At 42.5% G+C, this 14,829-nt stretch carries 16 protein-coding genes; 1 reads left to right on the top strand and 15 read right to left on the bottom strand.

The window, feature by feature from the left end; genetic code table 11:
* Positions 1-115: 115 nt before the first annotated feature.
* The 8 genes from era to rpoE all read right to left on the bottom strand — a co-directional run bounded on the left by era (position 116) and on the right by rpoE (position 7,404).
* A complete protein-coding gene (gene era / locus AB4298_RS08220) occupies positions 116-1,108 on the bottom strand; it encodes a GTPase Era (protein ID WP_248997566.1) in 993 nt (330 codons plus the stop codon).
* Entirely contained in the window at positions 1,105-1,782 is a 678-nt protein-coding gene (gene rnc / locus AB4298_RS08215) for a ribonuclease III (RefSeq protein WP_248997567.1), read from the bottom strand. The genes era and rnc overlap by 4 nt, the downstream gene beginning before the upstream one ends.
* Before the next feature lies 1 nt (position 1,783).
* Complete coding sequence (gene lepB, locus AB4298_RS08210; RefSeq protein ID WP_371986311.1) at positions 1,784-2,701, bottom strand: signal peptidase I; 918 nt, start codon at positions 2,699-2,701, stop codon at positions 1,784-1,786.
* A 137-nt stretch (positions 2,702-2,838) separates the two neighbouring features.
* Positions 2,839-4,629, bottom strand: coding sequence for a translation elongation factor 4 (gene lepA, locus AB4298_RS08205; RefSeq protein WP_248997569.1), 1,791 nt, complete (start codon positions 4,627-4,629; stop codon positions 2,839-2,841).
* Between the two features lie 130 nt (positions 4,630-4,759).
* On the bottom strand, positions 4,760-5,224 hold the full coding sequence (locus AB4298_RS08200) for a SoxR reducing system RseC family protein (RefSeq protein ID WP_371986310.1): 465 nt from the start codon (positions 5,222-5,224) through the stop codon (positions 4,760-4,762).
* A gap of 13 nt (positions 5,225-5,237) precedes the next feature.
* Entirely contained in the window at positions 5,238-6,170 is a 933-nt protein-coding gene (locus AB4298_RS08195) for a MucB/RseB family sigma factor regulatory protein (protein WP_248997571.1), read from the bottom strand.
* Positions 6,171-6,182: 12 nt separating this feature from the next.
* Entirely contained in the window at positions 6,183-6,800 is a 618-nt protein-coding gene (locus AB4298_RS08190) for a sigma-E factor negative regulatory protein (protein ID WP_248997572.1), read from the bottom strand.
* Between the two features lie 25 nt (positions 6,801-6,825).
* Positions 6,826-7,404, bottom strand: coding sequence for an RNA polymerase sigma factor RpoE (gene rpoE, locus AB4298_RS08185; protein WP_248997573.1), 579 nt, complete (start codon positions 7,402-7,404; stop codon positions 6,826-6,828).
* A 220-nt stretch (positions 7,405-7,624) separates the two neighbouring features.
* Here rpoE and nadB point away from each other — a divergent pair, with 220 nt between their 5' ends.
* Positions 7,625-9,235: an L-aspartate oxidase gene (gene nadB / locus AB4298_RS08180; protein ID WP_248997574.1), complete on the top strand. Its 1,611-nt coding sequence runs from the start codon at positions 7,625-7,627 to the stop codon at positions 9,233-9,235.
* Positions 9,236-9,251: 16 nt separating this feature from the next.
* Here the strand turns inward: nadB and AB4298_RS08175 are convergent, their stop codons facing one another.
* The 7 genes from AB4298_RS08175 to AB4298_RS08145 all read right to left on the bottom strand — a co-directional run bounded on the left by AB4298_RS08175 (position 9,252) and on the right by AB4298_RS08145 (position 14,811).
* Entirely contained in the window at positions 9,252-9,638 is a 387-nt protein-coding gene (locus tag AB4298_RS08175) for a protein YgfX (RefSeq protein WP_371986407.1), read from the bottom strand.
* 7 nt (positions 9,639-9,645) lie between these two features.
* Positions 9,646-9,885 carry an FAD assembly factor SdhE gene (locus AB4298_RS08170; protein ID WP_248997786.1) on the bottom strand — a complete coding sequence of 80 codons (240 nt, stop codon included), beginning with the start codon at positions 9,883-9,885 and terminating at the stop codon, positions 9,646-9,648.
* Positions 9,886-10,050: 165 nt separating this feature from the next.
* Positions 10,051-10,959, bottom strand: coding sequence for a transcriptional activator NhaR (gene nhaR / locus AB4298_RS08165; RefSeq protein ID WP_248997576.1), 909 nt, complete (start codon positions 10,957-10,959; stop codon positions 10,051-10,053).
* A gap of 67 nt (positions 10,960-11,026) precedes the next feature.
* Positions 11,027-11,410 carry a hypothetical protein gene (locus tag AB4298_RS08160; RefSeq protein ID WP_248997577.1) on the bottom strand — a complete coding sequence of 128 codons (384 nt, stop codon included), beginning with the start codon at positions 11,408-11,410 and terminating at the stop codon, positions 11,027-11,029.
* Positions 11,407-12,582, bottom strand: coding sequence for a Na+/H+ antiporter NhaA (gene nhaA, locus AB4298_RS08155; protein WP_248997578.1), 1,176 nt, complete (start codon positions 12,580-12,582; stop codon positions 11,407-11,409). The genes AB4298_RS08160 and nhaA overlap by 4 nt, the downstream gene beginning before the upstream one ends.
* Positions 12,583-13,075: 493 nt before the next feature.
* Positions 13,076-13,927, bottom strand: a complete 852-nt coding sequence (locus AB4298_RS08150) for a thymidylate synthase (RefSeq protein WP_248997579.1) — start codon at positions 13,925-13,927, stop codon at positions 13,076-13,078.
* Between the two features lie 83 nt (positions 13,928-14,010).
* A complete protein-coding gene (locus AB4298_RS08145; RefSeq protein WP_248997580.1) occupies positions 14,011-14,811 on the bottom strand; it encodes a sulfite exporter TauE/SafE family protein in 801 nt (266 codons plus the stop codon).
* Positions 14,812-14,829: the final 18 nt, after the last annotated feature.

The following is a 14,829-nucleotide window of genomic DNA, read 5'->3' as shown; positions in this document are numbered from 1 at the left end:
TTGCTATGAGCAATATAAGACAATAAAAACGTAATACAAAATTCAATTATAACCAATAAAAATGCCCCTTCTTATTACTAAAAAGAGGCATCATTCGCGATTAAGTCAATAAGGGCTATTCGTCGCCATAACCTAAGCTGCGCAGTGCACGTTCGTCATCAGCCCAACCAGATTTAACCTTAACCCACATTTCCAAGAAAACCTTGTTATCAAACAACGTTTCCATATCTACACGCGCGGCAGAACTGATCTTTTTGATGCGTTCGCCTTTATTACCAATCACCATACGCTTTTGCGTTTCACGCTCAACCAGCACTAAAGCGTTGATCTGGTAAACACCATTTTCCATCATCTTAAACTGTTCGATCTCTACCGTACAATCGTATGGTAATTCGTCACCTAAAAAGCGCATTAGCTTTTCACGTACGATTTCAGATGCCATAAACTTTTGTGAACGGTCAGTCACATAATCTTCAGGGAAGTAATGTGGTGACTCTGGCACTGAAGCAACTGACATATCTAAAATACGCTGTACGTTAGTGCCTTGGGTTGCAGAGATAGGTAAAATCTCATCGAACGGAAACTTCTTCGATAACTCTTCAAGATGCGGGAATAACGCTTCTTTATCTTTGATATTATCGACTTTGTTAATCGCTAGAATTGTCTTACGACCATCGTCACGGCTTTGCAATTTACGCAATACCATTTCGTCATCTGGCGTCCAGTTCATACCGTCAACAACAAATACCACTAGCGCCACTTCAGCTAGCGAGCTCGCTGCAGCACGGTTCATTAAACGGTTAATGGCGCGTTTTTCTTCGATATGCAAACCAGGGGTGTCAATAAACACCACCTGACGTGGACCGTCAGTATGGATCCCCATAATACGGTGACGCGTTGTTTGCGGCTTCTTAGAGGTAATACTGATCTTTTGCCCTAAGAGCTTATTCAATAATGTTGATTTACCGACGTTTGGACGACCAACAATAGCAACCATGCCACAATAGGTCACAGCGTATTTAACCGCTGATGACGGGTTGTTCATGTTTGCCAATAGTTCGTCTAAACTTGGCTCGTGGCTTTCAGGTAAATCTTTGTTGTCACTCATTTCTTAATTAACTCCAACACTTGAGCTGCAGCACTTTGTTCCGCTTTTCTACGGGAACTGGCTACTCCAACAACGGCTTGGCTCAAGTCTTCAACAATACATTCAACGGTGAAAGTCTGCTCGTGAGCATCACCTTCAGTATGAACCACTTTATAAATAGGCAGCGGTTTTCTAAACTTCTGCAAATGTTCTTGCAGTAAAGTTTTCGGATCCTTTTGGTTAATTGGTTCAATCACTTTTAAACGTGATTCATACCAACTAAGCACAAGTCCACGGCACTTTTCGATATTAGAATCGAGATAGATAGCGCCAATAATCGCTTCTACAGCATCGGCTAAAATAGACTCTCGTCTAAAGCCACCGCTTTTCAGCTCGCCTGGACCAAGCTTTAGGTAATCACCTAACTTAAACTCAATAGCTATTTCAGCGAGCATTTTTCCACAAACTAGGGTGGCTCTCATACGGCTAAGGTCACCCTCTGTCGCCGCAGGAAACTGATGGTATAGCGCATCAGAAATCACGATAGATAAAATAGAGTCTCCAAGAAACTCTAATCTTTCATTATGCTTATTAGACGCGCTACGATGAGTTAACGCTTGGTCTAAATAGCCTTGTTCACTAAATTCATACCCTAACGTTCGGCACAAACGTGGAATGTTCTTAATTGGTTCCATATTAAACTATTCCGCCTACACGGTTAAAACGAACACCTGTTGGGATCCAAGTCGGTAAAAAGTCTGAAGGCGTTCTATCAAATTCAAAGCTAATCCAAATTGCTACGGCCTTTCCCACTAAATTCTCTTCGGGAACAAAGCCCCAAAAACGGCTGTCAGTACTATTGTCACGATTGTCGCCCATGGCAAAGTACTGCCCTTCTGGCACGATGAACTCCGTCAATGGTACGTTTTCTTGGCGGAAGAAATGGTTAATTCTGTCAGGAATTGCAGGGTTCACCAAAATATCGTGGCTAATATCACCTAACTGCTCTTTATAACGAACTAGAGGCATACCACTTTGAGAGAATTCACCGCGATTAACTTCTGCTCTATCAACCTGCTTAAGCTCCGGACAAGGACTTTGTCCTTCTGCGCAAGCTGGTTGGATATATAGGTCTTTATTGCGGTAAACAATGCGGTCGCCCGGTAAACCAATAATACGTTTAATATAGTCAATCTGCGGATTCATGGGATATTTAAATACCGCCACATCACCACGCTCAGGCTTGCCAGTTTCAACCAAGGTTGAACGCCAAACAGGATCTTTTATTCCGTAGCTAAACTTTTCAACCAAGATGAAGTCACCAACCAATAGTGTTGGCATCATTGAGCCTGATGGAATTTGGAATGGCTCATAAATAAAAGAACGTAAAATCAACACGAATGCGATAACAGGAAAGATAGACTTTGATGTTTCAACAACTGCAGATTCGCGCATGATGTTATCTACACTTTCTTCACTCAAATCTGCCTGCGCAGCTTGTGCTATTGCCAGCTTCTCACGGCGCTTAGGTGCAAAAAATAGTGCATCAGCCATCCAAATTAAGCCACTACCTAAGGTCACCAATACTAATATTAGAGAAAAATGGGCTGCCATTATTAATTAACTCCTGCCAAACATAGTCGGGGCATAGCGAAAATGCCATTGTCTTTAAGGTTATACGCCAGTAATGAAAGCGCCGCAAATTGCGGCGCTCAGTCTAGCGATATATTAACAATTCTTAACGAGTTTGCTTAATCGTTAAGCTTCAGTACCGCTAAGAATGCCTCTTGTGGCACTTCAACGTTACCGACTTGCTTCATACGCTTTTTACCTTCTTTCTGCTTGTTCAGTAGCTTCTTCTTACGCGATACGTCGCCGCCATAACATTTAGCAGTTACGTCTTTACGCATTGCTTTAATCGATGAGCGGGCAATAATCTGGCTACCCACTGCAGCTTGAACAGCAATATCGAACATTTGACGAGGAATAAGCTCCTTCATCTTATTCACAAGTGCTAGACCCTTAGTACGGATCAAACCTTTATGAATAATCATAGCTAATGCATCAACTCTATCGCCATTAATCAAGATGTCTAGACGTACCATGTCTGCAGGCTCAAAGCGGATGAAGTTATACTCAAGCGATGCATAACCACGACTGGTTGATTTTAGACGGTCGAAGAAGTCCATAACCACTTCAGCCATTGGCAACTCGTAAGTCAATGCAACTTGGTTACCGTGGTAGACCAAGTTTGTTTGTACGCCACGTTTTTCAATACATAGAGTAATAACGTTACCTAAGTATTCTTTTGGAACCAAAATATTGGTTTCTACGATTGGCTCACGCATTTCAGCAATGTTATTAACTGCTGGCAGATCTGATGGGTTATCAACGTAGATAATCTCACCATTAGTCTGAACGATTTCATAGACTACGGTCGGCGCTGTAGTAATTAGCTCTAGGTTGTATTCACGCTCTAGACGCTCTTGGATGATTTCCATGTGGAGTAGGCCCAAGAAGCCAATACGGAAACCAAAACCCAGTGCAGAAGACGTTTCTGGCTCAAAGAACAATGACGCATCGTTCAAGCTTAGCTTGTTTAATGCTTCACGGAAGTTCTCGTAATCGTCGGTAGAAATTGGGAATAGACCCGCATAAACCTGCGGCTTCACCTTTTTAAAACCACCTAGTGGTTTTTCAGCACCGTGCTTAGAGTGCGTTAAGGTATCACCAACAGGTGCACCATGGATCTCTTTGATACCCGCAATAACAAAACCTACTTCACCGGTTTTAAGCTCGGTAGTATCGGTTTGCTTTGGTGTAAAAATACCTACGCGATCAGCGTTATAGTTTTGTCCAGTAGACATCACCTTAAACTTATCGCCTTTTTTCAGTACACCATTTTTAATACGTACCAAAGAAACAACGCCTAAGTAGCTATCGAACCAAGAGTCGATAATCAGTGCCTGCAGAGGCCCTTCTTTATCACCTTCTGGTGGCGGAATATCAGCAACGATAACTTCGAGTACATCTTTAATACCGATACCGGTCTTAGCAGAGCAACGCACAGCATCAGTTGCTTCAATACCAACGATATCTTCAATCTCTTCAGCCACACGATCTGGATCGGCCTGTGGTAAATCGATTTTATTTAGAACAGGGACAACGTCCATATCCATTTCTAATGCGGTATAACAGTTTGCTAGAGTTTGCGCTTCAACGCCTTGACCCGCATCAACGACTAATAAAGCACCTTCACACGCCGCTAATGAGCGCGATACTTCATAAGAGAAGTCAACGTGACCGGGCGTATCAATGAAGTTTAACTGGTAAGTTTCACCATCATTAGCCTTGTAGTCTAAGGTCACGCTTTGCGCTTTAATCGTAATACCGCGTTCACGCTCAATATCCATTGAGTCAAGAACTTGCGCAGCCATTTCACGATCGGTTAAGCCACCGCATTCTTGAATAAGGCGATCTGATAGTGTTGATTTGCCGTGGTCAATATGGGCAATAATTGAAAAGTTTCTAATATGCTTCATTATGCTGGGATGACTTAACTCGAAGTTGATAAAAATTTTAAAGTGCAGAATTGTACCCGATTGCAGCTTTAATACCAATTTATATAGTGCAATTACTGCGGAAAAGATAACGGCAGCACGAATGCTGCCACTATGAGGCTATCTCAATCGGTTTACCTAAAGACTTGATTATCACAGGTTGTGCATCTGATTCTAACTTCTTAGCAGCTCTCTTTCCTATGTTCCAAAAGCCCAGAGCACCAATGAGAGCTGCAATAATTGAGAATAAATCTTGATGCGTTCCTACCAATACTGCTAATTGATTACCAATAAAAGCCCCGATAAAAAGACCACTAAGAGGCATTATATACACTAATGCAGCTGCTTTTAAGATAACACTTTCGGGCAACCCCAATTTTAAACGCTCACCTTTTACAAATACTTGTTCAGTTTGAAGTGAAAAGCGTTGTACCTTGGGTGAGAAAGCTTTAGATACAGCAGAAGTGCCACACGAATCCCCACTGTCGCAGTGATTGCAAGCACTTTTGAGTTCAACTTCAACGACCACCCAACCAGAGTTGCCATTCGCGACAACTCTAGCAATTTCTTCCATCATGAGAAAACCTTCATCACTGCAGCATGATGCTCTTGGCAATACGACTCAGCGTCTCTGCAGGCACCTTTCCTACAGCGACCACCTCAGCATTGCCAACTCGCTCAGTCGCAAGTGACAAGCCATTACGGGTCACTAATTCGTCAGGTAATGGTTTATCACCCGCTTTAGCGACATAAACAGAAATACTGGCAAGACCGTCGCTGATGGCAATGTACTCAACAGCTTCTTTACTGCCAATCAAACGATGCTGATCTTTAATCAACACCTTAAAACCTGCGGGTAACCAACTAAACTGCCAATTTTCACCACCATCACGATCAGATTGTGACATTACTGCTGGCCATTCTTGCTTATAAGCCTCTTTTAAGATTGCTGGTACTTCATCAAGCACAAGCAATTCTACAACTAAAAGTTGCTCCAAAAGCTGTTTATCACCGCTTACCATATCAAAACGCAGTGGCAAGTAGGTATCCATGTCCAACCAAACTTGATAACCATAACGATTATTGTCAATTGGAATAATACGAACTAACTGCCCCGGACGACCTGCAATACGGCTGCGACCGCCCAATACAAATTGATAACCGTCTTCTAATTTAGATACGTCATCAGCAAATGCTCCAGGAATAACGCCTTGGATTCGATTTGCATGCACACTGTAAGCCGGCTGGTCATGCTCGATAAAAGTTACAGTATTTCCAACTCTTACAGCATTCTTTGGCGGTCCATTGAGGTGTTCTAAAAAGGCAACTTCCTCATCATTCACTTTACCATGGATATAAACCAAAGGGCGGATATGATCGGCTTGAAGTTGAATAAGGGAAATTTTAAATTCTTGTTCTCGCAGGGCTTGGCTCATATTTTCTAGCCAAGCTTTGGCGGGCATGTCTTCCCGCGCCATAGCGGGAAAACTCATGGCTATGATAGCCAATAGGATTAGACGCAAGCTAACTCCTCATTATTGAGCAACGGGTGTAGTATCGACCTCGCTATTGTCGTCGATATTCACTCCATTATTCAATCTTTGTTGCAACATATGATCTTGAATATAGGCATTAATACGGCGACGCTGGTCAGCAACCTGATCATTAGTGTAACTTTGGTTCTGTTGTACTGCACCTGTTTGTAAACTTACAGGAGACGCGCTACCAATTAATGGGCGTGTATTCAGCACCGGCAGTGGAGAGCTTTCAACCAAAGTTTCTTGATTATAATTTTGCACACCAACGACAGCAACCAAAGCGACGGATGCAGCAATAGCATATTGACCAAATTGCTTAAATAACGGAATAATCTTGCCCGCAGATGCAACCTTTGTCTCAGCGACTTTTGGCTCTTTAGTTACTACTGGTTGAGGCGCTACAATCGCAGGCTCATCTTCAATAGCCGCCATAATGCTTGCACTAAGATCTAAAGACATAGTCTTTGGAAGCTCACCGCGCATCGCATCACCAATCATATGATAATCACGCCACTGCTCATGTGAATCTGCGTCAGCCGCTAATTCAGCTAACGTGTGCTCGTCAATTTCACCATCAACGGCAGCAGATACCCATTCCTGACCTAACTTATCCATTATTCACCTATCTTTATTTAAGATGCTAACGTTCTAGCAACGGCTTAAGCTTTTTATCGATTGCTTCTCGGGCTCTAAAGATCCGTGACCTTACGGTTCCCACTGGGCAATCCATGACATTGGCAATCTCTTCGTAACTCATACCATCGAGTTCTCGCAGTGAGATAGCCATCTTTAATTCTTCTGGCAATGTGTCTAAGGTGTCAAAAACCACCTGTTGAATCTCTTCTGACAGTACGAGTCGCTCAGGTGAGGCAAACTCTTTTAACGCATCACTGCCATCATAGTATTCCGCTTCTTCAGCATCGACATCATTCGCAGGGGCACGTCGGCCCTGTGCAACCAGATGGTTCTTCGCAGTGTTGACTGCGATACGGTACAACCAAGTATAAAACGCACTCTCGCCGCGAAAGTTGGGTAATGCTCGATAAGCTTTAATAAAAGCTTCTTGCGAAACATCAGCAACATCAGCCTGATTTCGTACATAACGAGATATCAGGTTGGCAACCTTATTTTGGTACTTTTGTACCAAAAGGTTAAAAGCGTTTTTGTCTCCACGCTGTACGCGCTCAACTAACTGTTGATCACTTATTTGTCCACTCATCCGAGCCGACTACTCCTAAATCTAATACTGATTTCTCAGCCGCTCGAATCATATTCACTTATGTAGACTAGCGCGTTTCAAAAAAGTTCTAATTAATTTCGCAAAGATCTTAAATTATTTTCTGCAGGCGTTGATTTATTTATATGCGACCAATGAAAGTATCCATATTCAGCGTCATGGTTTACCATAGTCGGACTTCCTGATAACGCTATGATACCTGATGAAACAAGTAGTTGAACACCAATCTGATGTTTTGGTTATCGGCAGCGGTGCCGCCGGTCTCACATTAGCTTTGCATCTTGCTGAAAAATCAAAAGTTATTTTGCTTTCAAAAGGGCCTCTCAGCGAGGGCTCAACCTATTACGCCCAGGGCGGAATAGCCTCAGTCTTTGATGAAGAGGACACCATTGAGTCCCATGTAGCCGACACTCTAGTTGCTGGAGCAGGGCTTTGCGATGAGCCTGTGGTCAAATTTACCGCTGAAAATGCCAAGGCAGCAATGCAATGGTTAATCACTTGCGGAGTCGCCTTCGATAAAGAAGAAGTACCGGCAGGTAGTACCGCTGAAGCGCCTTATCACTTAACCCGTGAAGGTGGACATAGTCATCGCCGTATTTTGCACGCCGCAGATGCAACGGGTAAAGAAGTGCAAGTCACCTTGCAAGACCGCGCTCGCAACCACCCTAATATTCAAGTACTTGAAAGATACAACGCCATCGATTTGATTACTACACGTAAATTAAATCGCCCGGGTAACCGAGTTCAAGGTGCTTATATATGGAACAGAGACGCTGAACATGTTGAAACAGTTAAGGCGCGCTTTGTCGCTTTAGCGACTGGCGGTAGCTCCAAGGTTTATCAGTATACCTCTAACCCGGATATCGCATCTGGAGACGGCATTGCGATGGCATGGCGTTCAGGTTGCCGCGTAGCAAATATGGAATTCAATCAATTTCACCCGACTTGTCTATACCATGCAGATGCACGCAACTTCTTGCTCACCGAAGCACTTAGAGGTGAAGGCGCATTTTTGCGTCGCCCTGATGGTACTCGTTTTATGCCAGACTTTGATGAGCGAGCGGAACTTGCGCCGCGCGATATTGTTGCCCGCGCAATAGATTATGAAATGAAGCGTTTAGGCTCTGACTGTGTCTATCTTGATATTACGCATAAGCCAGCTGACTTTATTATCAAGCATTTCCCAACTATCCATAAACGTTGTTTAGAGTTAGGTATTGATATCACTACTGACCCAATCCCTGTGGTACCTGCTGCTCATTATACCTGCGGCGGTGTGATGACAGACTTACATGGTCAAACTGACCTCAATGGCTTATATGCTATTGGTGAAGTTGCTTATACAGGTCTTCATGGCGCTAACCGTTTAGCCAGTAATTCGCTGCTTGAGTGTTTGGTGTTTGCCAGAGCTGCTGCAGAAGATATTGAAAGCCAGCTAAACAAAATTCCTATGCCTGGCATTTTGCCAGCTTGGGATGAAAGCCAAGTATCTAACTCAGACGAAGAAGTGGTTATTGCCCATAACTGGCATGAGCTACGCTTATTTATGTGGGATTACGTAGGGATTGTGCGTTCAGATAAACGTCTTGAACGTGCCCTTCGCCGCTGCGCTATGCTACAACAAGAGATCCAAGAGTATTACAGCAACTTTAGAGTAAGTAATAACTTACTTGAACTGCGTAATTTGGTTCAAGTTGCCGAGCTAATTATTCGTTGTGCAATGGAACGTAAAGAAAGCCGAGGCTTACACTACAATATTGATCATCCCAATAAAGATGCGTCACCAAAGCCAACCATTCTACAACCGGACTAATTAGCTACAATTCTTGTTATTGAGTAGCCAACTGTAATAGACGACATAAATGTCGGTAATTTATGTCGTCTAACATATCCGCCCAAATCACTATTCTCCGAGTTTCCGTTGCAAGCTTAATATCAAACATCACCGCAAACGGCGTGATAACGGGTCTTGCTACAACCATAAACTCAGTTTGTCCCTCTAACTTCCCCTGTCCATCGCTTTTCAACACAAATCGGCAACGCCATGTTCGTAAGTGCCATAATTGCCAAGTAAAAAAGCTCATGCAAACTGTGAGGAGTAAATATTTAAAACACAGATAAATTAGGCTTTCTGAATAGGGCCAGAAAACAAACGAACTTAAACAGACAAGGGAAATAACGGCCAATGAAAGGCATTGACCGAGAGAAGAGCTCACATCAAAACTATGCTGCTGGGCGTCCACGAACTCTGATGATCATTTCAGCGAATGCAGGATTTGAGCAAACTTCATGCCCCATAAACCATGCAAATAACTCAGGGTCTTCACATTCTAGCAGGCTAACAAACGTTGCTTTATCTTCTATAGACATCCCTTCATATTGCTCTTCAACAAAAGGTTGAAACAATACATCTAGTTCAAGCATACCTCTGCGGCATGCCCACTTAACTCTAGGTAACTTCATCGGCTCTTGGCTTGATTCAGACAAAGTGAACGCTCCAATTTTATAGGGTTTTATACTCGCTTTAGTGTACCAGCTGGCAAGTATTTGTGTCGATATTGACTCCGCACCGCCGCTGAGTCAAGACAGCTAATCAATTAAAGCTAGGGGGGCTTTGCTTATCAAGTATTAAAACTGTTGAACAGTTAAATCTTTACCTGCAAACAACTCACTGAAATCGGTTTCCAATAAGCGCTTTACCGCAGGGTGCTGGATCATTCGCTCGGCAAACATAACATGGTAAACCTCTTTTATTTCAGAGGTCTCACCTAGAAGCGTCATACCATGAGCTAGAATATCTTGCTTATAAATTGAAGGCGCTACAAAGATGCCTTGCTTAAAGAATCCAAATGTTTTCATCATTGCAGCGTCATCAAACTCGCCCAAAATGCTTACATTCAATGCCTTTTCATCAAACCAACGCACTAACTGTTGCCCCAGAGAGCTGCGCCTTCCAGGAATAAGCAGCTTACCTTGCTCTAAACATTGCGGAAATGGTTTTGAGTATTTCTCCGCTGAAAAAAAGGCAACACCCGACTCACCTAACTGTTTGGATAGAATTTCAGGGTATTTCAAGCTTTCACCAGCACAATCAGACAAAATCATATCTAATTTATGCTCGCGTAAACGTGTCATTAAATCTTCGTGAGTAGACTCATAACAGGCTAAATGCATAGAGCCGTCAGTAGGTACTACAGATAGCAGTACCCTGCTAGTCAAGGCTTTTGATAAAGCAGCTGCAATACCCACTTCAAATAGGATATTTTCATCTTTTTGATAATTCAGTAAGTCTAGCATTTCATAGCTTAAGCTAAACATTTTATCAGCATAGCGAAATACCAACTCTCCAAGCTCTGTTGGCTCAAGAGAGCGACCCACACGCTTAAATAAGCTGCCTTTTAAACTCGCTTCAAGCACTCGTATCTGCCCTGTCACTGTTTGTGGAGTTAAACAGAGCGCTTCAGCCGCTTTGGCAACAGTGCCTTTCTTTTGGATCATCCAGAAGTAATAGAGATGGTTGTAGTTTAAATTTGACATGGTAAACACGGCCGTTTGGATAAAAAAAGAGGCAACCAATATAGTTGCCTCGTTATTTCATTTAGGATTACTTAAGACGTTGACAGTCTAATAATCCGGTCATTGCTGTCGTTAAATCATCGGTGGTTTTAATTTCTTTAGCAGAAAAAGCCTCAGCTAAACCTGCGACCAACGCATCCCTATCTGGCAGGTTGTCTTGGCAAAAAGTACGGTTTGCCTCTTGAAAACGCTTACCACCACGATATTTCAGTGCACGTGACTCATAACCGTCACTTTCTAACCTCTGGCCAACAGCTGCTGCTTTATACATTAAAGCACCGTCAACCACGCCCTCAAGATAGTTCTGACAAACGACACTATCAATCTCTTGATTACAAACTTCAATTTGATTTGCCGATGCTACAGAGCTAAAACCCAGTCCAACGACTAATGCTAATAACGTGATTCTCATGCTTTCTCTCCTTTTTCAGGTAGCACCTTAGACAACCAGAAATAACCAATTAGTGCCGATGCTAGTGATCCCAATAAAATCCCTAATCTTGCGTAGTCACCGTACATTTGACTGTCGCCTGTAAAGGCTAAAGAAGAAATGAACATAGACATTGTGAAACCAATACCACACATCACCGCTACAGGGGTAATATGTCTCCAGCCCATACCTTCTGGCAATACAGCAAGTTTTAGTTTCACTGCAATAAAGCTAAACAACATAATACCAAGTGGCTTACCTAGCAGTAATCCAAGAGCAATACCGATAGGTACCGGAGACAATAGTGAACTCAAACTCATACCACTTAGGTCAACGCCAGCGTTGGCAAAAGCAAATATCGGTAAAATAATAAACGTGCTCCAAGGATGTAGGCTGTGCTCTAAACTCTCTGAAGGAGACGAGCCATCTTTTGCTCTCAGCGGAATACAGAACGCAATAATAACACCGGCTAATGTCGCATGAACGCCTGACTTAAGTACGGCTATCCACAAAATCAAACCTACAACACCATATGGTCCAAGTGCGGTAACACCTTTGAGGTTTAATCCGATCAACCCCATAATTGCTACAGCAGCAACAATCAAGCTAATTGTTGATAAATCAGTACTGTAAAAGAGTGCAATAATGACAACGACGCCAAGATCATCAATAATTGCTAGCGCTAACAAGAACACTTTTAGTGCTACAGGTACACGGCTACCTAGTAACGCCATAATACCAAGTGCAAACGCAATATCGGTTGCAGCTGGAATAGCCCAACCCACTTGGGTAATAGGGTCTGAATAGTTAAATATTAGATAAACGGCTGCAGGGAAAACCATGCCACCAATTGCCGCAAACGTAGGCAACGAAGCCTGTGCACGGCTTGATAAAGCCCCTTCAAGCAATTCTCTTTTTACTTCTAAGCCAATAAGCATGAAGAAGATAGCCATTAACCCGTCATTGATCCAGTGAATCAAAGTCTTGTCGATATCAAGGCTACCAAGCCTAACTTGCATTTCTGTTTCTAGAAAGCCGTGGTACATACCCGATAAAGGTGAGTTTGCAAAAATCATCGCTATCACGACAGAAGCCATCAATAAGATGCCACCTGCCGATTCTTGGCTTAGAAAATTCCTAATTGCCCGTTCCATTAATACGCTCCATAAAATCTCAATACTTCGAGTGTAGCTGAATACGATTAACCTGAATAATCGTTTGCGTCAGCCATAAACCTCGGAATATCCGAAGTATTGAATTTAATCCTAATATGAATAAATATCAAACCTCAATAGAATAATCACGCTTTAAAAATCCACATTAACAATAAAGTGCTAAGGATCACACTTTTTTGGGAACTAAAACGGTGATCTATATTACAAGCCTATTATTTACACAAAGTAACAATTAAAAAAACAAACTTTTTACGACTCGAAAATAACGAGCATTTACTCAAATTATCAATTAGCAAACGCTGAAAATAGTATTAAAACAAGCTTAAACCACTAACGTAACAGTGATTTTATAGCAGGTAAAATTAACTTGGGCTTGATTTTTAGGGTGGGGTTCAAAAAATAGGGGTTAGTGAAATGTTAAATCAAAAACTCGCCGTTAGGCGAGCTTTCTAATTGCAAGAATAGGCAAAAATCACACCGAGAACGGATAACTTATCGCTTCATGGTGTTCATAGCCGGTCACTTCAAAGTCGTCGACAGTAACCCAAGTTTCAAGATCTTCAAGAGACTTAATTGCTGGATTTATTACCAAGGTTGGCGATGCAAAAGGTTGACGCTTTAGCTGCACAGTTTGCATCAACTCTACTTGGTCTTCATAAATATGGGCGTTTACAATCTTATGATAAGCTTTACCTGCTTTATAACCCGTAATTTGCGCCATTAACGCCAACAGTGTAAATACCTGCACTTGATTAAAGTTAAGTCCTAGCGGTACATCACAAGAGCGTTGGAAGCTTGTAAGGTGTAAAGTGTCGCCAACTAACGAGAAGTTGTGAGTATGCATACAAGGTCTTAAACAGCCCATATGAAATTCGCCAGGGTTGTAAAAACTTAAAATCTCGCCTCTATCGTCAATCCCTTGTGATAAATCATCAACAATTTTACGTAACTGATCGATACTCCCCCCATCAGGCTTACTCCATGCACGTCCCTGCACACCATAAACCCGTCCCATATCATCAGCACCTTTACGATGCGGATTATCAAGCCAGGCTTGGTTGTCATTAGCGTTGGCGTTCCATGTATTACAGCCTATAGCACGAAAATCAGCAGCATTATCGTACCCACGGATATAACCTAACATTTCAGCAATAGCAGCTTTATAAAAGCTCTTACGCGTGGTAATTAGCGGGAATTCATTATTATCGACATGGTAAACTAAGTCAGCATTAATCACGGTAAGACAACGTTTACCTGTGCGGCTATTTTCAACCCAAGTGCCTTCGTCAATAATTCGCTGACAAAGATCTAAATACTGCTTCATGATTATTTACCTATATAAAAAACGACTGAGTAATAACTCAGCCTAAAACGAAGACATACTACCGAAATTAATTCGCTAGAGCATTATGCAAAAACAAGTTTAAGACCTACAAGGGTAAGGAAAACAGCAAATATCTTTTTAAGTTTTGCGGTTGGTAAACTTGTAGCGGCTTTGGCACCAACAGGTGCCATCAACATCGATGTTGAAACAATACCAATCAAGGCTGGTAAATAAATATAGCCTAAGGTCCATTCAGGCAAGCCCGCAGCGTCCCAGCCCGCTAAGGTATAACCAATGCTACCAAACAAGGCAATTAAAAGTCCTGTCGCGGCCGAGAATCCAACCGCAAAGCGCATCTGTAATCCGCACCAAGTTAAAAAAGGGACTAATAACACGCCACCGCCAATTCCCATCAGCGCTGCAATAATCGCAATTGCTGTTGCGGCAAAGAATAAGTTCATTGGTGCTGGCATAGCCCTGTTGGACTCAGCCTTAAACGGAAACGCCATCTGCAATGCCATCAAAATAACAAACACAGCAAAGATCTGCTGTAGCGATTTAGCTGCAATCATTTCAGAAATAAAACCAGAACATAATGCACCTAAAACAAACCCTGGCAGCATAGACTTAAATAATGGCCAAGGAATATTAGCTCTTTTATGATGAGCTCGTGCAGATGAAAGTGAGGTTAAAATAATGGCGGCCAATGAAGTTGCTATGGCGACATGAGGAAGTTTTTCAGCTGCTATCCCGACCTGAGGCAAAATATGTAATAACGCAGGAACCGCAATCAAGCCACCACCAATCCCCAATAGACCAGCCATAAAGCCGATGCCAGCCCCTAATACGAGGCAAATACACAATATATAGAGCCAGCTTTCCACAAGTACGACCTTTGATTG

Origin of the sequence: Shewanella sp. 10N.261.52.F9 (assembly GCF_041471165.1) — a bacterium.
Taxonomy (GTDB): domain Bacteria; phylum Pseudomonadota; class Gammaproteobacteria; order Enterobacterales; family Shewanellaceae; genus Shewanella; species Shewanella marinintestina.
Note: the sequence above shows the minus strand (reverse complement) of the source record. Positions and strands in the feature narration are given on the sequence as shown.

Coding starts and splice junctions, on each gene's coding strand:
- era (WP_248997566.1), bottom strand. CDS start 1,108: ATGAGTGACAACAAAGATTTACCTGAAAGCCACGAGCCAAGTTTAGAC.
- rnc (WP_248997567.1), bottom strand. CDS start 1,782: ATGGAACCAATTAAGAACATTCCACGTTTGTGCCGAACGTTAGGGTAT.
- lepB (WP_371986311.1), bottom strand. CDS start 2,701: ATGGCAGCCCATTTTTCTCTAATATTAGTATTGGTGACCTTAGGTAGT.
- lepA (WP_248997569.1), bottom strand. CDS start 4,629: ATGAAGCATATTAGAAACTTTTCAATTATTGCCCATATTGACCACGGC.
- AB4298_RS08200 (WP_371986310.1), bottom strand. CDS start 5,224: ATGATGGAAGAAATTGCTAGAGTTGTCGCGAATGGCAACTCTGGTTGG.
- AB4298_RS08190 (WP_248997572.1), bottom strand. CDS start 6,800: ATGGATAAGTTAGGTCAGGAATGGGTATCTGCTGCCGTTGATGGTGAA.
- rpoE (WP_248997573.1), bottom strand. CDS start 7,404: ATGAGTGGACAAATAAGTGATCAACAGTTAGTTGAGCGCGTACAGCGT.
- nadB (WP_248997574.1), top strand. CDS start 7,625: ATGAAACAAGTAGTTGAACACCAATCTGATGTTTTGGTTATCGGCAGC.
- AB4298_RS08170 (WP_248997786.1), bottom strand. CDS start 9,885: ATGAAGTTACCTAGAGTTAAGTGGGCATGCCGCAGAGGTATGCTTGAA.
- nhaR (WP_248997576.1), bottom strand. CDS start 10,959: ATGTCAAATTTAAACTACAACCATCTCTATTACTTCTGGATGATCCAA.
- AB4298_RS08160 (WP_248997577.1), bottom strand. CDS start 11,410: ATGAGAATCACGTTATTAGCATTAGTCGTTGGACTGGGTTTTAGCTCT.
- nhaA (WP_248997578.1), bottom strand. CDS start 12,582: ATGGAACGGGCAATTAGGAATTTTCTAAGCCAAGAATCGGCAGGTGGC.
- AB4298_RS08150 (WP_248997579.1), bottom strand. CDS start 13,927: ATGAAGCAGTATTTAGATCTTTGTCAGCGAATTATTGACGAAGGCACT.